At 70.7% G+C, this 19,414-nt stretch carries 18 protein-coding genes; 15 read left to right on the top strand and 3 right to left on the bottom strand.

Annotated elements, in window-relative coordinates:
- Positions 1–495: 495 nt before the first annotated feature.
- From KGD83_RS06805 to KGD83_RS06790, 4 genes are all read left to right on the top strand, one after another.
- The gene (locus KGD83_RS06805; protein ID WP_212643021.1) at positions 496–4,155 is read left to right on the top strand and encodes a multifunctional oxoglutarate decarboxylase/oxoglutarate dehydrogenase thiamine pyrophosphate-binding subunit/dihydrolipoyllysine-residue succinyltransferase subunit; all 3,660 of its coding nucleotides are present in this window, start codon (positions 496–498) and stop codon (positions 4,153–4,155) included.
- 77 nt (positions 4,156–4,232) lie between these two features.
- A complete protein-coding gene (locus KGD83_RS06800; protein ID WP_013154687.1) occupies positions 4,233–4,412 on the top strand; it encodes a DUF6104 family protein in 180 nt (59 codons plus the stop codon).
- A gap of 187 nt (positions 4,413–4,599) precedes the next feature.
- Positions 4,600–5,451: a DUF4097 family beta strand repeat-containing protein gene (locus KGD83_RS06795; RefSeq protein WP_212643020.1), complete on the top strand. Its 852-nt coding sequence runs from the start codon at positions 4,600–4,602 to the stop codon at positions 5,449–5,451.
- Complete coding sequence (locus KGD83_RS06790; protein WP_212643019.1) at positions 5,452–6,522, top strand: PadR family transcriptional regulator; 1,071 nt, start codon at positions 5,452–5,454, stop codon at positions 6,520–6,522.
- Between the two features lie 68 nt (positions 6,523–6,590).
- On the opposite strand, the gene KGD83_RS06785 is transcribed toward KGD83_RS06790, so the two are convergent.
- Positions 6,591–7,721 (bottom strand): NAD(P)-dependent malic enzyme, encoded by a 1,131-nt coding sequence (locus tag KGD83_RS06785; protein WP_212644299.1) that lies wholly within the window; start codon positions 7,719–7,721, stop codon positions 6,591–6,593.
- Between the two features lie 447 nt (positions 7,722–8,168).
- On the opposite strand from KGD83_RS06785, the gene KGD83_RS06780 reads away from it, so the two are divergent.
- The 7 genes from KGD83_RS06780 (at position 8,169) to KGD83_RS06750 (ending at position 13,565) form a co-directional block, all read left to right on the top strand.
- Positions 8,169–9,101 carry an ABC transporter substrate-binding protein gene (locus KGD83_RS06780; protein ID WP_212643018.1) on the top strand — a complete coding sequence of 311 codons (933 nt, stop codon included), beginning with the start codon at positions 8,169–8,171 and terminating at the stop codon, positions 9,099–9,101.
- 38 nt (positions 9,102–9,139) lie between these two features.
- Complete coding sequence (locus KGD83_RS06775; RefSeq protein WP_212643017.1) at positions 9,140–10,105, top strand: amino acid ABC transporter permease; 966 nt, start codon at positions 9,140–9,142, stop codon at positions 10,103–10,105.
- Positions 10,102–10,923, top strand: a complete 822-nt coding sequence (locus KGD83_RS06770) for an amino acid ABC transporter ATP-binding protein (protein ID WP_275956950.1) — start codon at positions 10,102–10,104, stop codon at positions 10,921–10,923. Before KGD83_RS06775 ends, KGD83_RS06770 begins: the two co-directional genes overlap by 4 nt.
- Before the next feature lie 137 nt (positions 10,924–11,060).
- Positions 11,061–11,648 carry a class I SAM-dependent methyltransferase gene (locus KGD83_RS06765; protein WP_212643016.1) on the top strand — a complete coding sequence of 196 codons (588 nt, stop codon included), beginning with the start codon at positions 11,061–11,063 and terminating at the stop codon, positions 11,646–11,648.
- An 83-nt stretch (positions 11,649–11,731) separates the two neighbouring features.
- Positions 11,732–12,214: a GNAT family N-acetyltransferase gene (locus KGD83_RS06760; protein WP_212643015.1), complete on the top strand. Its 483-nt coding sequence runs from the start codon at positions 11,732–11,734 to the stop codon at positions 12,212–12,214.
- A gap of 125 nt (positions 12,215–12,339) precedes the next feature.
- The gene (locus KGD83_RS06755) at positions 12,340–12,765 is read left to right on the top strand and encodes an ATP-binding protein (RefSeq protein WP_013154696.1); all 426 of its coding nucleotides are present in this window, start codon (positions 12,340–12,342) and stop codon (positions 12,763–12,765) included.
- Between the two features lie 41 nt (positions 12,766–12,806).
- On the top strand, positions 12,807–13,565 hold the full coding sequence (locus tag KGD83_RS06750; protein ID WP_061080583.1) for an RNA polymerase sigma factor SigF: 759 nt from the start codon (positions 12,807–12,809) through the stop codon (positions 13,563–13,565).
- 32 nt (positions 13,566–13,597) lie between these two features.
- On the opposite strand, the gene KGD83_RS06745 is transcribed toward KGD83_RS06750, so the two are convergent.
- On the bottom strand, positions 13,598–13,987 hold the full coding sequence (locus KGD83_RS06745) for a hypothetical protein (RefSeq protein WP_212643014.1): 390 nt from the start codon (positions 13,985–13,987) through the stop codon (positions 13,598–13,600).
- 184 nt (positions 13,988–14,171) lie between these two features.
- Here KGD83_RS06745 and KGD83_RS06740 point away from each other — a divergent pair, with 184 nt between their 5' ends.
- Both KGD83_RS06740 and KGD83_RS06735 read left to right on the top strand, forming a co-directional pair.
- Positions 14,172–15,104 (top strand): diacylglycerol/lipid kinase family protein, encoded by a 933-nt coding sequence (locus KGD83_RS06740; protein ID WP_212643013.1) that lies wholly within the window; start codon positions 14,172–14,174, stop codon positions 15,102–15,104.
- A gap of 305 nt (positions 15,105–15,409) precedes the next feature.
- Positions 15,410–15,667 (top strand): WhiB family transcriptional regulator, encoded by a 258-nt coding sequence (locus KGD83_RS06735; RefSeq protein ID WP_047869445.1) that lies wholly within the window; start codon positions 15,410–15,412, stop codon positions 15,665–15,667.
- A gap of 170 nt (positions 15,668–15,837) precedes the next feature.
- Here KGD83_RS06735 and KGD83_RS06730 read toward each other — a convergent pair whose 3' ends face one another.
- Positions 15,838–17,382: a sensor histidine kinase gene (locus tag KGD83_RS06730; protein WP_019608063.1), complete on the bottom strand. Its 1,545-nt coding sequence runs from the start codon at positions 17,380–17,382 to the stop codon at positions 15,838–15,840.
- A gap of 143 nt (positions 17,383–17,525) precedes the next feature.
- On the opposite strand from KGD83_RS06730, the gene KGD83_RS06725 reads away from it, so the two are divergent.
- Both KGD83_RS06725 and KGD83_RS28480 read left to right on the top strand, forming a co-directional pair.
- Entirely contained in the window at positions 17,526–18,266 is a 741-nt protein-coding gene (locus KGD83_RS06725; RefSeq protein ID WP_013154702.1) for a GntR family transcriptional regulator, read from the top strand.
- An 829-nt stretch (positions 18,267–19,095) separates the two neighbouring features.
- Positions 19,096–19,407 (top strand): hypothetical protein, encoded by a 312-nt coding sequence (locus KGD83_RS28480; RefSeq protein WP_249352187.1) that lies wholly within the window; start codon positions 19,096–19,098, stop codon positions 19,405–19,407.
- The last annotated feature ends 7 nt before the right edge of the window (positions 19,408–19,414 follow it).

Here is a 19,414-nt window from a genome sequence, read left to right as displayed (position 1 = left end):
GCACGAGGGAAAGGGCGTTCGCGGCCGGGCCCGGGCCCCGTCCCGCCCGCTGGGAAGACCGACGGAGGGGGCCCGGCCGTCCTGCCCGGCCGCTCGCACCCCCTCCGACGGAGGCCCGCCCCGACCGGTTCCCCGGGGGGCACCGTGTTACACGCCACATCCGGCATGGCCGGACGCGGCCAACAAGTTCACATCGCGAAACCCCTGCAAAAACCCACAAACCTGGCACCCTCGCGACTCTGGGCTTTGTTACTCGCACGTAGAGGCAGTACTGATGTGAAAGATTGTTACCTATCTCCTAGTTTCCACAAGGTCAGCGTTCCCCGCGCGGAGGCCGGTACAAGTAGCCTTGTACCCGACGAGTGCTGGCCAGGCCAGATGCTTCTCCGTATGCGCGGAACAGCTCCCGCGTTCGTTTCTTGAGCCCGCCTTGCCAGCAGCCACCCGTCTTCCTACACATTCACAAGCGAGCTGCGGAAGTGGGCGATCTCCGCCGTGTCGTCTGAGGCGTCTCAACCCCTGACAGATTTCGGTCCCAACGAGTGGTTGGTCGAGGAGCTTTATCAGAAGTACTTGAACGACCCGAACTCCGTTGACAAGGCCTGGTGGAACTTCTTCGCGGACTACAAGCCCGCGGAGACTGCTGGCGCGAAGGGCGGGAGCGGCGCGAAGGCGCAGGGCGAGAAGGCCCCCGCGGCCTCCGCCCCCAAGAAGAAGCCGGCCGCCCCCGCGGCCCCGGCCGCGTCCGCCAAGCCCAAGAGCAAGGACGACAAGGAGGGCAAGGACGAGGCCCTCCAGGTCAAGCAGGAGCGCCTGCGCGGCGCACCCGCGCGGACCGCGACCAACATGGAGTCGAGCCTGGGCCTGCCCACCGCCACCAGCGTGCGCGCGGTGCCGGTCAAGCTGCTCTTCGACAACCGCATCGTCATCAACAACCACCTCCGGCGCGGCCGTGGCGGGAAGGTCTCCTTCACCCACCTCATCGGCTACGCCATGGTCAAGGCCCTCAAGGCCATGCCGGAGATGAACCACTCCTACGCGGAGGTGGACGGCAAGCCCGGCGTCGCCAAGCCCGAACACGTGAACTTCGGCCTGGCGATCGACCTCCAGAAGCCCGACGGCACCCGGCAGCTGGTCGTGCCCTCCATCAAGAAGTCCGACGAGATGGACTTCACGGAGTTCTGGAGCGGCTACGAGGACCTGGTCCGCAAGGCCCGCGGCAACAAGCTGGGCGTGCCGGACTTCCAGGGCACCACCATCAGCCTCACCAACCCCGGCGGCATCGGCACCGTGCACTCGGTCCCGCGCCTGATGCCGGGCCAGGGCACCATCCTGGGCGTGGGCGCGATGGAGTACCCGGCCGAGTTCCAGGGCGCCTCCTCCGACACCCTGGCTGAGCTGGGCATCAGCAAGGTCATGACGCTGACCTCCACCTACGACCACCGCATCATCCAGGGTGCGCAGTCCGGCGAGTTCCTGCGCCGGATCCACCAGCTGCTGCTGGGCGAGGACGGTTTCTACGACGAGATCTTCAACTCGCTGCGCATCCCCTACGAGCCGGTGCGCTGGGTGCAGGACATCCACGTCAACAAGGCCACCCAGCTCGACAAGACCACCCGGGTCCAGGAGCTGATCCACGCCTACCGGGTGCGCGGCCACCTGATGGCCGACACCAACCCGCTCGACCACGAGCAGCGCAAGCACCCCGACCTGGACGTGCTCGAACACGGTCTCACCCTGTGGGACCTGGACCGCGAGTTCCCCACCGGGGGCTTCGGCGGCAAGCAGGTCATGAAGCTGCGCGACGTGCTGGGCGTGCTGCGCGACACCTACTGCCGCACGGTGGGTATCGAGTACATGCACATCCAGAGCCCGGAGGAGCGGGAGTGGATCCAGGCGCACGTCGAGCGCGAGCACGAGAAGCTCGACCGCGACGAGCAGCTGCACATCCTGCACCGGCTCAACAGCGCCGAGGCCTTCGAGACCTTCCTGCAGACCAAGTACGTTGGCCAGAAGCGCTTCTCCCTGGAGGGCGGCGAGTCGCTGATCCCGCTGCTGGACGGCGTGATCTCCAGGGCTGCCAAGGCCGAGCTGGACGAGGCCGTCATCGGCATGGCCCACCGCGGCCGCCTGAACGTGCTGGCCAACATCTGCGGCAAGTCCTACGGGCAGATCTTCGGTGAGTTCGAGGGCAACCTCGACCCGCGCAGCGCGCACGGCTCGGGCGACGTCAAGTACCACCTGGGCACCGAGGGCACCTTCGAGACCCAGGACGGCCAGAGGATCCGCATCTCGCTGGCCGCCAACCCGTCCCACCTGGAGACGGTCGACCCGGTCGCCGAGGGCATCGTCCGCGCCAAGCAGGACGTGCTCAACAAGGGCCCGCAGGGCTTCACCGTCCTGCCGATCCTCATCCACGGCGACGCCGCGTTCGCCGGGCAGGGTGTGGTCGCCGAGACGCTGAACCTGTCGCAGCTGCGCGGCTACCGGACCGGCGGCACGGTGCACGTCATCGTGAACAACCAGGTGGGCTTCACCACCTCGCCGTCCGACAGCCGCTCCAGCGTCTACGCCACGGACGTGGCGCGGATGGTGCAGGCGCCGATCTTCCACGTCAACGGGGACGACCCCGAGGCCGTGGTCCGGGTCGCGCACCTGGCCTTCGCCTACCGCCAGGCGTTCAACAAGGACGTCGTCATCGACCTCGTCTGCTACCGGCGCCGCGGCCACAACGAGGGCGACAACCCCGCCTTCACCCAGCCGCTGATGTACGACGTCATCGACGCCAAGCGCTCCACCCGCAAGCTGTTCACCGAGGCCCTCATCGGCCGCGGCGACATCACGGTGGAGGAGGCGGAGTCGGCGCTGCGCGACTACCAGTCGGAGCTGGAGCGGGCCTTCACCGAGACCCGCGAGGTCGAGAAGAAGCCGGTCGAGCCCGGCGCCGTGGTCAAGCCCGAGGTGTTCACCGAGGGCCGCCTGGAGCACTCCGCCGTCGAGACGGCGATCAGCACCGAGACGGTCAAGCGGGTCATCGACACCCAGGTGTCGCTGCCCGAGGGCTTCACGCCGCACCCGCGGCTGGCCCCCCAGCTCTCGCGCCGCGCGACGATGGTCGAGACCGACGCGGTCGACTGGGCCACCGGTGAGCTGCTGGCCTTCGGGTCGCTGCTGCTGGACGGCCACCCGGTCCGGCTCATCGGCCAGGACAGCCGCCGCGGCACCTTCGGCCAGCGCCACGCCACGCTGATGGACCGCGAGACCGGCGAGACCCACACTCCGCTCAAGCAGTTCGACGACGGCATCACCCGGTTCCACGTGCACGACTCCCTGCTGAGCGAGTACGCGGCCCTGGGCTTCGAGTACGGGTACTCGCTGACCCGTCCCGACGCCCTGGTGATGTGGGAGGCGCAGTTCGGCGACTTCGTCAACGGCGCGCAGACCATCATCGACGAGTACATCAGCGCGGGCGAGCAGAAGTGGGGACAGCGCTCCAGCGTGACCCTGCTGCTGCCGCACGGCTACGAGGGCCAGGGGCCGGACCACTCCTCCGCCCGCATCGAGCGGTTCCTGCAGCAGTGCGCGCAGGAGAACATGACGGTGGCCCACCCCAGCACCCCGGCGAGCTACTTCCACCTGCTGCGCTGGCAGGCCAAGTCGCCGCTGGAGCGCCCGCTGGTGGTGTTCACGCCCAAGTCGCTGCTGCGTCTGAAGGCCGCCACCTCGGCCGCCGCGGACTTCACCTCGGGCCACTTCGAGCCGCTGATCAAGGACGACTCGATCGCGCCGGACAAGGTGCGGCGCGTGGTGCTGTGCTCGGGCAAGATCTACTACGACCTGGACGCGGCGCGCCGCAAGAGCGGTGACAAGCACACCGCGATCATCCGGGCGGAGCGGCTCTACCCGCTGCCGATCGAGGAGATCCGCGAGCAGCTCAAGGCCTACCCCAACGCGGGAGAGGTCCTGTGGGTGCAGGAGGAGCCGGCGAACATGGGCCCGTGGCCCTTCGTCGCGCTGGTCTTCTCCGAGCAGCTCGACCGCCCGTTCACCCGGATCTCGCGTCCGGCCTCCTCCGCGCCCGCGGCCGGTTCGGCCAAGCGCCACGAGGCCGAGCAGCGGGCACTGGTGGACACGGTCTTCCCGCCCGCCGACTAGCGGTCGGAGGGGCCCGGGGCGCGGCTCTGCGCGCCCCGGGCCCCGATGCGGGCCTGCGAGCACGGAGAAGGAAGAACGTGTACTACACCGATCGCGGAATCGAGGAGTTGGAGAACCGCCGCGGCGGCGAGGAGGTCAGCTTCGCCTGGCTCGCCGAGCAGCTGCGGGCGTTCACCGACATGAACCCCGAGTTCGAGACCCCGGTCGACCGGCTGGCCACGTGGCTGGCGCGGCTGGACGACGAGGACGACGAGTAGGGACCGCCTGAGGGGCCCGGGTCAGCGCGACCCGGGCCCCTTCGCGTGCCCGGGGACCTCCCCCGGCGGTCTCGGGGTTCGCCCGGAGGTCTCCCTGAAACAACCCGCCGATCCGCGACATATCTTGAGTTCGCCGCAGACGCGACATATCGTGAGACCACAGAGCGAGCGAAAGGGGCCGAGCACGATGGCACGTTGGACCATCGACAGGCCGATGACCCAGACCCTGGACGGCATCGTCGCGTTGCGGGTCCGGATCATCGGGGGCCACGTCAACATTCTTCCCACCGACGACCCGGTCACCTTCGAGGTCGCCGACATCGTCGGTGAACCCCTCCTGGTCACGCAGGAGGCGGGCATCCTCACCATCCAGTACGAGGACCTCACCGGCCAGGGGTTCCTGGACCGGCTGCGGCCGGTCCAGCTCAACAGCTACAAGAGCGTGCAGCACCGCAGGGCCACCGTGAACCTGCGACTGCCCAAGGACTGCCCGGTCGAGGTCAGCACGGCCAGCGCGCCGATCGTCGCCGCAGGGCTCAGCGCCCGCAGCCAGCTGCGGACCGCGACCGGGGAGATCACCCTGGACGACGTCTCGGGCGAGACCGAGATCAACACCGTCTCGGGCAGCACCGCCGTGCGCGAGCCCCACGGCAGTCTCAAGTTCAACAGCGTGAGCGGCCAGCTGGCGGTGGCGGGCGGACGGCTGTCCGCGCTGAGCGCCAAGACCGTCTCCGGTCAGCTGCTGGTCGACACCGGCGTCGCCCCGGCGGGGCGGGTCCGGCTCACCTCGGTCTCGGGCGAGATCGCCCTGCGGGTGCCCTCCGAGACCTCGGCGACCGTGGAGCTGCGCACCGCGGCGGCGCCCGCCAAGTCCGACTTCGGGCTGGACCGGCGCAGCGCCCCGGCCAGGACGGTCCTGAGCGGGAGGATCGGCAGCGGCGTCGACCCCGCCTCCATCACCACCAACTCCGCGTCCGGTCGGACCGCGCTGCTGCGGCGCGCGCCCGAGGCACCGGCCGCGATCCCCGAGGGGGCCTGAATGAGTACCATCTTCGGCCACGGCAGACTGCGGCTGTACCTGCTCAAGCTGCTGGACGAGAATCCGCGGCACGGCTACGAGATCATCAGCCTGCTCCGCGACCGCTTCCTCGGCGTGTACTCGCCCTCTCCCGGCACGATCTACCCCCGGCTGGCCCGGCTGGAGGAGGAGGGGCTGGTCACCCACACAGAGGAGGGCGGACGCAAGGTCTACAGCCTGACCGACAAGGGCCGCGAGGAGCTGCGCGAGCGCGAGAACGACCTGAACGACCTGGAGCGGGAGATCACCGACTCGGTGCGCGACATCGCCCGGGCGGTCAAGCAGGACGTGCGCGCGACGATCAGCTCGCTGCGCGACGAGCTCAAGTTCGCCTCCGGGGGCGCGCGCCGCCCCGGACCCGAGGCCCCGGGCGAAGCCGCCGGGACCGCCGACCCGACCGGGCCCGCCGACTCCACCGCCTCGGAGGAGGGCGGCCGGGGCGAGGAGGCGGCGGACGCGTCCGGGAAGGAGTCCGGCGAGAACCGCGAGCAGTCCGGGCAGGGCTGCGAGGACGGCTCGCGGTGGTCCCGCGAGTGGGAGCGCTTCACACAAGGCTTCGGGGCGTTCGGAGCCGCCTGGGGCGGCAGGCGCGATTCCGGGCGCCCGTCGCAGGGCCCGGAGTTCGAGAGCGCGCTGCACGACTTCGGCGACCGCGTGCGCGACGTGGTCCGCGAGGCGGGACACGTCGGGGAGGCCGCCGCCACCGACCTGCGGCGCATCCTGGACGACACGGTCGAGGTGATCCGCCGGGACATGCGGCACTGGGGCCCGCCCGCCGACCGCGCGGAGGGGTCCGGGGAGGGGGCCGCCACCGCCCCCGAGGCGGGGGAGCAGGAGCCCGCCGCCCCGGAGCGGTCCGGGACCTCCGGGGCCGAGCCCGCCCCGGAGCGGTCGGGGACCTTCGAGGACAAGCCCGCCCCGGAGCGGTCGGGGACCTTCGAGGACAAGCCCGCCTCCGAGGGCGGGACGCGTCCGAGGCCGTCCGCCGATCCCTGGAGCGAGGCGGTCGACGACCCCGGCGACGGCAGGTAGGCAGTGCGCGGAGGGGCCCGGAGGGCGGCGCGGGGGCGCGCCCTCCGGGCCCCGTCGTGTCCGGGCCCCTAGCCGCGGGCGACGCCGTCCTCGCGGGCCTGGGCGGCGACCGCGGCGGCGACCGCCGGGGCCACCCTCTCGTCGAAGGGGCTGGGGATGATGTAGTCGGCGGACAGCCCGTCGCCCACCAGGTCGGCCAGCGCCGTGGCGGCGGCCAGCTTCATGTTCTCGGTGATGTCCGTGGCCCCCGCGTCGAAGGCGCCCCGGAACACGCCCGGGAAGGCCAGGACGTTGTTGATCTGGTTGGGGAAGTCGCTGCGCCCGGTGGCGACCACGCTCGCGTGCCTGCGGGCGACGTCCGGGTGCACCTCCGGGTTGGGGTTGGCCATCGCGAAGATGATCGCGTCGTCGGCCATGGTGGCGACCACGGACTCGGGGACCTCGCCCGCGGACAGGCCGATGAACACGTCGGCCCCCTCCAGCGCGCTCTCGATGGACCCGCGCAGCCCGGCCCGGTTGCTGATGGAGGCCAGCTCCCGCTTGACGGGGGTCAGGCCCTCGCGGCCGTCGTAGATCATGCCCTTGGAGTCGGCCACGGCGATGTCGCCGATCCCGCCGTCGACGAGCATCTTGGTGACGGCCACGCCCGCGGCGCCCGCGCCCGAGACCACGGCGCGCAGGTCGGCCAGGGCGCGCCCGGTGAGCCGGGCGGCGTTGCGCAGCGCGGCCACGGTGACGATGGCGGTGCCGTGCTGGTCGTCGTGGAAGACCGGGATGTCCAGGCGCTCGCGCAGCTGGCGCTCGATCTCGAAGCAGCGGGGCGCGGAGATGTCCTCCAGGTTGATCCCGCCGAAGGAGGGCGCCATGCGCACGACGGTCTCGACGATCTCGTCGACCCCGGTGCAGCCCAGCGCGATCGGCACGGAGTCGACGCCGGCGAACTGCTTGAACAGCAGCGACTTGCCCTCCATCACCGGCAGGGAGGCCTCGGCGCCGATGTCGCCCAGGCCCAGCACCGCGGTGCCGTCGGTGACGACGGCGACCAGGTTGCTCTTCCAGGTGTAGGTGTCGACGAGCTCGGGGGACTCGGCGATGGCGTCGCAGACGCGGGCGACGCCGGGGGTGTAGGCGAGGGAGAGCCCCTCCTGGTCGCGGACGTCCACGGACGAGGTCACGTGGAGCTTGCCGCCGCGGTGCATCGCGAAGGCGGGATCGTCGTCACGACGCGGGTTCTGGGAACGCGAAACAGTGGTCACGGTTGAAAACCCCTCAGGTCTTGCGTGTTCCACCCGCCGTCGGCCATGACGGGGGCGGACCTGGCGGTGGTGCGGACCGCGCGCGAAGACGTGACGATTGCTAGGGGGCCCTCCTCGGCGCCGGTCGGCCATGACCGGTGGTGTCGCCGGGGAGAGTCGTTCTTCGCGGGACTCCTATACGAGTTGCTGCGCGGCCGCCTCTCACGGGGATGACCCGTTACGCAATCCTCTCACAACGGTGACCGCAGGAACATCGCGGGTGTGCACGATGGGACGGCACCGGCTTCTGAGTGCTAAAAGAAGATTGTCCTGAATGTCGTTCCGACTCGGGCGGTCGGGTCACGAACCCGCCCCCGCCAGGCGTTACGCGCCCCCGAAGGAGACCCCGCGATGGCTCTGCACAAGTCCCTGCCCACGCCGTTCGCCCTCGGCGCCCTGTCCCTCGCCGGCGTCCTGGCGCTGACCGCCTGCGGCGGCGGGGACGGCGACGGAGGAGGCGCGGAGGAGTCGGCCGCTCCCGAGGCGCCCTCCGTCGAGGTCGACGAGGAGCTCGCGGCGCTCGTGCCCGCCGACATCGCCGAGGCCGGGACCGTCACGGTCGGCGTCGAGGCCTCCTACCCGCCCGGCGAGTACCTGGACCCCGACGGCGAGACCGTCCTCGGCTTCAACGTGGACCTCGTCAACGCCGCCATGGCCAAGCTCGGCCTGGAGGCGACGTGGGAGCCCACCGCCTTCGACTCCATCATCATCGGCGTGGACACGGGCACCTACGACCTGGGCTCCTCCTCCTTCACGGTCACCGAGGAGCGCATGGAGCAGGTCAACATGGTCAGCTACTTCTCCTCTGGCACCCAGTGGTTCGCCCAGGCGGGCAACCCCCAGGACGTGGACCCCGACAACGCCTGCGGCATGCGGATCGCGGTGCAGTCCAACACCACGCACGACACCGACATCGAGGAGCGCAGCGCGGCCTGCGTCGACGCCGGTGAGGAGGCCATCACCATCCAGAAGTTCGAGAGCCAGCCGCTGGCCACCGAGACGGTCGTCTCCGGGGTCAACGACGCCTCGCTCGCCGACATGCCGACCTCGGCCTACGCGCTGGAGCAGACCGGCGAGGGCGTCCTGGAGTTCATCGGCGAGCAGTACAACGCCGCCCCCTACGGCATCCTCACCAACAAGGAGGACACGGAGCTGGCCGAGGCCGTGGCCGCCGCCTTCAACGCGCTCATCGAGGACGGCACCTACGCCGAGGTACTGGGCGAGTGGGGCGTGGACGCCGGCGTCATGGAGTCCGCCGAGGTGAACCCCGAACTCGCCGAGTGAGCAGGCCGACCTACACCCACTGAGCGAAAGACCGACCCTTGTCCTCACCGACCGAACCGACGGACGGCCCGGTGTCGAAGACCTCGACACCGGGCCGTCCGGCCGACCACGTCACCGCCGTCCCCGTGCGCTACCCCGAACGGTGGGTCGCGGCCGGGGTCATCCTCGTCCTCGCGGCCATGTTCGTGCACATGCTGTTCACGAACGACGCCTTCAACTGGCCGTTCATGTTCGACCACATGTTCTCCGAGCCGGTCACGCGCGGCGTGTGGATCACCCTCAGCGCCACCGTGCTGTCGATGATCATCGGCGTCGTCCTGGGCATCGTCCTGGCGGTGATGCGGCTGTCGGGCAACCCCGTCCTGGTGTCCGTCTCCTGGCTCTACACCTGGTTCTTCCGGGGCGTGCCCCGCCTGGTGCTGGCGGTGCTCTTCGGCAACATCGCCATCCTGTACCAGACCATCGAGTTCGGCCTGCCCTTCGACAACTACTGGATGCCGTGGCTGGGTCTGGAGGGCGACGCCCGCTTCTTCGAGATCGACACCCGCACCGCGCTGAGCGGCTACACGGCCGGCCTGCTGGCGCTGTCGCTGTCCGAGGGCGCCTACATGGCGGAGATCATCCGCGCGGGCCTCCAGTCGGTCAACAAGGGCCAGACCGAGGCCGCGCAGGCGCTGGGCATGGGCAAGGGCCGGGTCCTGCGCCGGATCACCCTGCCGCAGGCGATGCGGGTGGTCGTGCCGCCCACGGGCAACGAGACCATCGCCATGCTCAAGGACACGGCGCTGCTGGCCTACGTGCCGGTGACCATCGAGTTGTTCTACCAGCTCCAGGCCATCGGCTCCCGGACCTACCAGATCTTCCCGATGCTGGTCGCCGCGTGCCTGTGGTACCTGGCCATCACCAGCGTCCTGATGGTGGGCCAGTACTTCCTCGAACGCAGGTTCAACCCCGGCCAGTACGGCAGTATCCGCGACCGCATCGTCGGAGGGGCGCACAGGTGAGCGACAAGACGAAGGACCCGGGCGTCGTGGAGACCGCCGAGGGCGCCACCCTGCCCGCCGACGCGCTCGTCGTGGCGGAGAACGTGCGCAAGAGCTTCGGCCGCCTGGAGGTGCTCAAGGGCATCGACCTCCAGGTCGGGCGCGGCGAGGTCATGTGCGTGATCGGCCCGTCCGGGTCGGGCAAGTCCACGTTCCTGCGCTGCGTCAACCACCTGGAGAAGCTCACCGCCGGGCGGCTGTGGGTCAACGGCGAGCTGATGGGCTACCGGCAGAAGCGCGGAAAGCTCTACGAGCTGCGCGACAACGAGATCGCCGCCCAGCGCAGCGACATCGGCATGGTCTTCCAGCGCTTCAACCTGTTCCCGCACCTGAGCGTCCTGGGCAACATCACCGAAGCGCCCGTGCAGGTCAAGCGGATCCCCCGGAGCCAGGCCAACGCCAAGGCCATGGAGCTGCTGGAGCGGGTCGGCCTGCCCGACAAGGCCGACGCCTACCCCGACCAGCTCTCCGGCGGCCAGCAGCAGCGCGTGGCCATCGCCCGAGCGCTGGCCATGGAACCGTCGCTGATGCTGTTCGACGAGCCCACCAGCGCCCTGGACCCGGAGCTGGTCGGCGAGGTCCTGGACGTCATGCGCGACCTGGCCCGGGGCGGGATGACCATGGTGGTCGTCACCCACGAGATGGGATTCGCCCGCGAGGTCGGCGACTCCCTGGTCTTCATGGACGACGGTCTGGTCGTGGAGTCGGGCACGCCCGCCGAGGTGCTCTCCAACCCGCGCCACGAGCGCACCCGGGCGTTCCTGTCCAAGGTGCTCTGAGCGCTCCGAGGAGGCCGCCGCGGCCCCGACCCGGGCGCGGCGGCCGGTACCGGCCGGGGAAACACCCCCGGATCCCTTGACCGCGCGGCGGCGCGTCGCCAGAGTCGTGGTGTACGCGCCCCGCTCGGGAGAGGCACATGGACGCTCGCACGGAACACACACGCAGGCGCTGGGACCGGATGGCCGCCTACTGCGAGCACAGCGAGCGCTTCCAGAGCCCCGCCATGCGCCGCACCCGCGAGATCCTGTGCGCCGGGGCGCGCGGCGAGACGCTGGAGGTGGCGGTCGGGTCGGGCCGCAACCTCGCCCACTACCCGCCTCAGGTGCGCCTCACCGCCGTCGACGTCAGCCCGCGGATGCTCGACCGCGCCCGCGAGAGGGCCGAGGAGCTGGGCAGGGCCGTGCGCTTCGTGGAGGGCGACGCCCAGGAGCTGGACTTCCCCGACCGGGCCTTCGACACCGTCCTGTGCACGCTCGCGATGTGCGCCGTCCCCGACCAGGGGCGCGCCCTGGCGGAGATGTACCGCGTACTGACGCCGGGCGGCAGGCTCCTGATGGTCGACCACATCGAGTACGCCCGCATGCCCGGGCGGCTGGTGGAGCGGCGCCGGGAGAACCCGCGCCGCCTGCCCCGGGACGTCGCCGTCGAGGCCGGGTTCGAGGTCGTGCACCACGACCGGCTGTTCCTCGGACTGGTGGAGCGGGTGGTCGCCCACCGGCCCTGAGCGGCCCCGGGGCGCGGGGGCGCCCCGCCGCAGCGCATACCCTGGACGCGACCGTGTCCCCGCCGCGCGCCAGAGGTGGTCCGATGATCCGTCCCGCACGTCCCGACGACGTTCCCGTCATCCACGCCCTGGTCCGCGAACTCGCCGAGTACGAGAAGGAGCCGGACGCGGTCGTCGCCACCGAACAGGACCTGCGCACCGCGCTGTTCGGACCGGACGCGGCGGTGTTCGCGCACGTCGCCCAGGAGGACGGGGACGGCCCGGTCGTCGGGTTCGCGCTGTGGTTTCGCAACTACTCCACCTGGACCGGCAAGCACGGCGTGTACCTGGAGGACCTGTACGTGCGCCCCCAGGCGCGCGGGCGGGGGCACGGACTGGCCCTGCTGCGGACCCTGGCGAGGATCTGCGTCGAACGCGGCTACACCCGGTTGGAGTGGTCGGTGCTGGACTGGAACGAGCCCTCGATACGGTTCTACGAGTCCCTGGGCTCGCGTCCCATGGACGGGTGGACGGTCCGCCGCCTGGACGGCGGCGCGCTGGACGCACTGGGCGCGGAGGTCCCCTGAGACCGGCCCTCCGTCCCGCCTTTCGCCCCGGATCGTGTGGACACGATCCGTTCGCCCTGCGTCAGTGGCAGGGTAAACCAGATACATTGCTCTCAAGCGGCAACCCCGCCCCCCGAAGGAGGGACGTGACCGAAGAAACCGCTGTGCCCACGGCCGACGCCATCGGCGTCCGGGACGCTGTCACCGTCAACATGCCCGCGGACAGCGCCTACTTGTCCGTTCTGCGGACGGCGACGGCGGGTCTGGCCGCGCGACTGGACTTCACCCTCGACGAGATCGAGGATCTGAGGATCGGTGTCGACGAGGCCTGCGCCATGCTCCTCTCCCAGGCGCTGCCGGGCACGGAACTGACCACGGAATTCGAACTCACCCCCGACGGGATGCGCATCTCCGTCTCGGTGCTCACCGCGGACGGGCGCCTTCCCGCCCGCGACACCTTCGCCTGGACCGTCCTGTCCGCCCTCGCGGGAGAGGTCGACGCGGGGGTCGGACCGGACGACCGTGTCCACATCGTCCTGTACAAACGCCGCGGCACGCTGGAGTCGGCGTGAGCGAGAGGGGGCCCGCTCTGACAGCGAAGACCGAGCACGCGGTGCCCGACAGGGCCCGCGCGAGAGAGTTGTTCGAGCGCCTCGGCGAACTCGAGGCGGACTCCGAGGAGCGCCGGCGGATCCGCGACGAGCTGGTGGAGCTCCACCTGCCCTTGGTGGAGTACCTGGCCCGCCGCTTCCGCAACCGCGGCGAGTGGCTGGACGACCTCACCCAGGTGGCCACGATCGGGCTGATCAAGTCCATCGACCGGTTCGACCTGGAGCGCGGGGTGGAGTTCTCCACCTACGCCACTCCCACCATCGTCGGTGAGATCAAACGGCACTTCCGCGACAAGGGCTGGGCGGTGCGGGTCCCCCGTCGCCTCCAGGAGCTGAAGCTCTCGCTCACCAAGGCGGTCAGCGACCTGTCGCAACGGGAGGGGCGCTCCCCGACCGTCGCCGAGCTCGCGGCGCACCTTCAGATGACCGAGGAGGAGGTGCTGGAGGGCCTGGAGTCCGCCAACGCCTACTCGACGGTGTCGCTGGACGCGCCCGACAGCGGGGACGAGGACGCGCCCGCGGTGGCCGACTCACTGGGCATCGTGGACGAGTCCCTGGAGGGCGTGGAGTACCGGGAGTCGCTCAAGCCGCTCCTGGAACAGCTTCCGCCGCGGGAGAAGCGCATCCTGCTGCTGCGCTTCTTCGGCAACATGACGCAGTCGCAGATCGCCCAGGAGCTGGGGATCTCGCAGATGCACGTGTCCCGTCTGCTGGCCCGCACCCTGGCGCAGCTGCGCCAGGCGCTGACCACCGACGACTGACGCGCGAGCGGTCGCCGGGGGCGGCCGCGGCGCTACTTCCCGCGCTCCTCGGGGAAGAGCGCCGCGGTCGTCGGCGGTGAGAGCACGGCCGCGGAGGCGCACACCGCCACGACCGCGAGCACCGCGGCGAACGCGTACTGCTCGCTGGTGAACATGTAGTAGGCCACCACGGCCAGGAAGAGCTGGGTCACGAACACGGGCGTGCGCGCCCAGTCCCGCATCTGCCAGAGTCCGCGCGCGACGAAGACCAGCAGCGCGCCCGCGCCCAGTCCCAGGGCGGTCAGGGGAATCGCGCTGTTCAGGTCGCTGGCCTGGCCGGTGATCGCGGTGAAGAGGCTGTAGACCCCGCTGACCGCGGCGGCCAGCCCGATCAGGGCCTCCAGGGCGGCGGCGATGACGATGGTGACGGGACGCGAAGACACCTGACGAGCCTATACGCGCTCCGGGGCTCCCTCCCCTCGGCCCCGGCTTCGCGCGCGGCGCCCGGACGGTCGGGAGCGGCGCGCGGCGTCCGTCGAGGACGGACCGCCCCGGCGCGGAGCACCCCGGCGGGCGGCGGGCGGAAACGGAGCGGAGGCCCCGGGAGATACGCCCTAGACTGGCGTGGTGCGCGCCCTTCTCATCATGAACCCCCAGGCCACCACGACCACGTCACGCACGCGTGAGGTGATCATGGGCGCCCTGGCGTCGGAGCTGGACGTCACCGTGTCCGAGACCGAGTACCGCGACCACGCGGGCGAGCTGGCCCGCGAGGCCGCCGGGAACGGGTACGAGCTGGTGCTGAGCCTGGGCGGCGACGGGACCGTCAACGAGGTGGTCAACGGCCTGCTGACCACCCCCGAGGGGCTCAGACGCCCCCGATACGCGGTGATCCCCGGCGGCAGCGCCAACGTCTTCATACGCGCCCTGGGCGTGCCCGGCGACCCCGTGGAGGCCACCGGCCTCGTGCTGGAGGCGGTCCGCGAGGGCCGCGAGCGCGAGATCAACCTCGGCCGGATCACCAGCGACCAGGACGACCGCTACTTCACTTTCTGTGCTGGTTTCGGCTGGGACGCCGACGTGGTCCAGCAGGTGGAGAACGAGCGCGCCAACGGGCGCAAGGCCACTCCCGCGCTGTACGCCGAAGTGGCGGTAAAGCTGTTCTTCCAGGGGGATATCCGCGATCCGTCACTAAGCGTGGTCAGCCACGGAAGGTCCCTTGTCGGGGCGTATTTCGCGCTCGTCACCAACACCACGCCCTGGACCTACGCGGGGGCGCTGCCGCTTCAGCCGACCCCGTCCTCGCGTTTCGATCTGGGCCTGGACGCTTTCGCGCTGACCCACTCCTCGCACGCGCTCACGGGGTGGATCCTTTCCCAAATGTTCTTCCCCAAAGGCCTTCCCGCACGTGGGGACGGCTACGTGACGTGGCATGACCAGGACTCTCTCCAGATCACGTCGTCCCACCCCAGGGCCTTCCAAATCGACGGCGAATACCTGGGAGACCGCGAACAGGTCAACTTCCACTCTGTACCGAAGGCATTACGAATCGTCTGTTAATTGCGCCGAAAGACGCCATTCCGAGCCACTGTGACGCACCCGACACGCCGAACAGGACCTTCGGCCTCGGCAGCTCTTGCATGGGCCGATCGATGCTGTCACGCTCAAGATATCGCCGCGAGTTACAGGCGAGTTAATTGGGGCGCTTCCCACATGGCCGTGGGATGAAACCTGGACGGACCTCGGCCCGAACACCCCTTCCGATGGAACCCATCCATCGGGCGCCCTTCGCCCGTTACGGACGCGCACAAGATCGTGAAAAGCTTCACAAGCCCCCGATCGCCTCACCGTGAGGAGTGGACCGCATGGACTGGCGCCATGACGCAGCCTGCCGTGACGAAGACCCCGAACTCTTCTTCCCCATCGGGAACTTCGGCCCCGCACTGATCCAGATCGAGGAGGCCAAGGCGGTCTGCAACCGCTGCCCGGTCAGCTCGGCCTGTCTGCGCTGGGCCCTGGAGAGCGGCCAGGACGGCGGCGTCTGGGGCGGCACCAGCGAGGACGAGCGCCGCGCGCTCAAGAAGCGCCGCGGCAGCGCCTACCGCACCATGGTGAGCAGCTGAGGCCCCGCACACGTTAGGGCCCCGAGGGTTCCCCGGAAACCCCGAGGAGTCCCGGGAGGTCCCGAGGAGTCCCCGCGCGGCGCGGCGGGGACGGCTACCGGGGCCGCGCGGGCCGGTGCGCCCAGCGGCCCCTCGGACCGGCCCCGCGCGTGGTCCGCGCGAGCCCCGTGTCAGGGCAGCTCGCCCTCCTCGTGCTCCAGCGGCAGGCTGATCGCCACCTCGGTCCCGCCGCTCTCCTTGGGCTTGATCGCCAGGGTTCCCCCCAGCTCGCCCACGATGAGGGTCCGCACGATCTGCAGGCCCAGGCTCGTGGTGCCCTCCAGGTCGAAGTCCTCCGGCAGCCCCCCGCCGTCGTCGGAGACGGCCAGCTCCAGGCTGCTCGGCCCCGGGTAGCCCGGCTGCGCGTCGAACCTGCGCACCCGCACCTCGATCCGCCCAGGCCCCTGTCCCAGGCCGTGCTCCACGGCGTTCTGCACCAGTTCGGCCAGGACCATCGACAGCGGTGTCGCCACCAGCGCGTTGAGCAGCCCGAAACCGCCGATCCGGCGCGGCACCACCGCGGTGCCCGTGGAGGAGACCTCCGCCGCCATCTGGATCACCCGGTCGGCGATGTCGTCGAAGTCCACCACCTCGTCGGGGGTGTGCGAGAGCATCTCGTGCACGATCGCGATGGACCCGACCCGGCCCACCGCCTCGTCCAGCGCCGCACGCGCCTCGGGCACGTCCAGGCGCCGCGCCTGGAGGCGCAGCAGGGCGGCGACCGTCTGGAGGTTGTTCTTCACCCGGTGGTGGATCTCCCGGATGGTGGCGTCCTTGGTCATCAGCTCGCGCTCGCGGCGGCGCAGCTCGGTGACGTCACGCACCATCACCAGGGCGCCGATGCGCACCCCGTCGATGACCAGGGGGATGGCGCGCAGCTGCACGGTGACCCCGCGCGCGTCCACCTCGGCCTCCTGCGGCGCCCGACCGCTCGCCGTGTAGGTCAGCGCCTCGTCGCGCGCCTCGCCCGGAGCCGCCAGCTCCAGCGTGGTGCGGTCCAGGCGCGCCCCCACCAGGTCGGCGGTCAGGCCGAGCCTGCGGTAGGCCGACAGGGCGTTGGGGCTGGCGTAGACCACCTCGCCGTTCTGGTCCAGGCGCAGCAGCCCGTCGCCGACCCGGGGCGAGCGCACCATCAGGGGGCCCTGGTCGCTGAACGGGAACGCGCCCTCGGCGATCATCTGGGCCAGGTCGCCCGCGCTCTGCAGGTAGGTCAGCTCCAGGCGGCTGGGCGTGCGCGCCGAGCTGAGGTTGGTACTGCGCTGGATGACCCCGATGAGGTTGCCCTGGCGGCGCACCGGAATGGTCTCCTCGCGCACCGGGACGCCGCCCGACCAGTCCGGGTCGCCGTCGCGGCAGATGCGCCCCTCCTCCCAGGCGCGGTCGATCAGAGCCCTGCGCCCGATGACGCGCGGCGCCGAGCGGGACGTGACATCGGTCATGTCGTCGCGCAGGACGGTCTCGACCAGGTCGTCCTGGAAGGCGGTGGGCCCGGTGGTGGGACGCATCTGGGCGATGGCCACCCAGCCGTCGTCCTCGCGCAGACGCACCCACAGCACGAGATCGGCGAAGGACAGGTCCGCCAGGAGCTGCCAGTCCGAGACCAGGGAGTGGAACCACTCCAGGTCGGCCTGTTTGAGTGACGTGTGTCGCCAGATGAGATCACTGAGGTGAGGCACTCACAAATCATCCCATGAAGGCGTGCATACTCAAGAGGTACGCACTCGACCAGTGGTCCACACCAATCGGCGGCCGCCACCCCCGCCGTGCCGACCACAGCGGGAGGGTTGTGGGCAAGCGCGGGACTCGGCGAAGGAGACTGATGACTGGTCAGCGCACACTGGACGGCAACCCCCGGGTGCCGAAGTACTACCAGGTGAAGAAGCAGCTCCTGGAACTGATCGAGGCGATGCCCGCGGGCAACCCGGTACCCCCCGAGCGCGCCCTGGCGACCCAGTTCGGCACCTCGCGGACCACCGTGCGCCAAGCGCTCACCGAGATGGTGGTCGAGGGCCGTCTGCTGCGCATCCAGGGCAAGGGCACCTTCGTGGCCAAGCCGAAGGTGGCACAGGTCCTGCAGCTGACCAGCTACACCCAGGAGATGCGCGCGCACGGCCTGCACCCCGCCACCCGCATCCTGGACGTGAGCTACATCAACGCCGACGACCAGCTCGCCGAGCTGCTGGCCATCCGCTCCGGCGGGCGCGTGCTGCGCATCGAGCGGCTGCGGCTGGCCAACGGCGAACCGATGGCCGTGGAGACGGCGCACCTGGCCGCGCGGCGCTTCCCGGGCCTGCGTCGGCAGCTGGACCGCTACGCGTCGCTCTACGAGGCTCTGGCGAGCGCCTACGACGTCTCCCTGGCCGAGGCGGAGGCCTCGATCGAGACGGTCCTGGCCACTCCCAACGAGGCGCGGCTGCTGGGCGTGGACGTGGGCCTGCCGCTGGTGCTGCACTGCCAGCACAGCTTCGACGGCGACGGGCACCCGGTGGAGTGGGTGCGCTCGCTCTACCGGGGCGACCGGTACAAGTTCGTCACACGCCTGCGCCCGCCCCGGGACTGACCCCCGTGCGGGCGGGCGCCGGAGCGGGGCGCTCGCCACGCCCGCGCCCGCCTGGCCCCCGTGGGGCCGTGACACGGCCCGTACCCGTCCTCGGACCGGACCGGCGGACCGCGCCGGACGGACCCCGGGGGGGTGGCTGTTGGGTCGGGAGGCGGCTCGAACGCACACAAGGGCACAGGAGTGAGCCCCTACTGCTGCCGGAAAGCGGTGTGTGGTGTGTGTCCCCACCCCGATGGACGGCCCGCCGGTGAAATTCCGTCCGAGGAGTTCGCTGATTCTCCGGACAAGCGCCCCCGGTCCTGGCTACGGTCTTCTCGAACACAGCGACGAAACCGGCAGGTTCAGGAGGCGAGATGGCGGGTACCGGTACGCGGCGGTTGCGGTCGATCGCCGACCCGTTCCTGGTCCCCGCGCCGTCCGGGGTGAGCGTGCGTGACCGGCTCAAGGGCCTCACCCCTGAGGACGAGACGGTGCTGCGGGCCGTGGGCGCCCATCTGGGATCCTTGGCCTCCACGGACCTGGCCGCCCGACGCAGGGATGGCACCGGCCACGGCGGGGACTCCTGGGCGGCCCGCAAACGGGAGCTGACCGCTGAGTCCTCGTCGCGGTGGGCGAGGGGCGCTCACCAGGGCCTCGAACGAGCAGTGGGCGCTGGCCCGCCGCAGCCAGGCCGCCCACCCGCACCGCCTCCAAACGGACATCGACACCCTGCGCCACCGGCTCCCCCAACCCCTCAGAACTCCGGGCACCCAGGACGTCCCGGGCGGGTACTCCTGCCGCCAGGAGTGGCACGCCAAGTCCCGACGCCTGACCGCCCTGGAGCATCGCCATGCGGCGGCGGTGGCCGCTGGAGGCGGCGCTGGCCCGCGGGGTGGTGGGGGTGGACGCCAACGCCGACCACTTGGCCGCCTGGCGACTCGACACCCGCGGCAACCCGATCGGGAACCCGCGACGGTTCGCCTTCGACCTGTCCGGCAGCGCCTCCCACCGGGACGCGCGGGGGCGCCACGCCCTGTCCCGACTGTTGCGCTGGGCCACGACACACGGTGCGCGGGCCGTCGCGGTGAACGCGGTGATCCGGCCCATCCAGCACCGTTCGGGATGGGTGCAGTGCCAAAGTGACCCTGAGGGTCACTTCTGATCACTGT

This window comes from Nocardiopsis akebiae, from assembly GCF_018316795.1.
GTDB classification, from domain to species: domain Bacteria; phylum Actinomycetota; class Actinomycetes; order Streptosporangiales; family Streptosporangiaceae; genus Nocardiopsis; species Nocardiopsis dassonvillei.
Note: the sequence above shows the minus strand (reverse complement) of the source record. Positions and strands in the feature narration are given on the sequence as shown.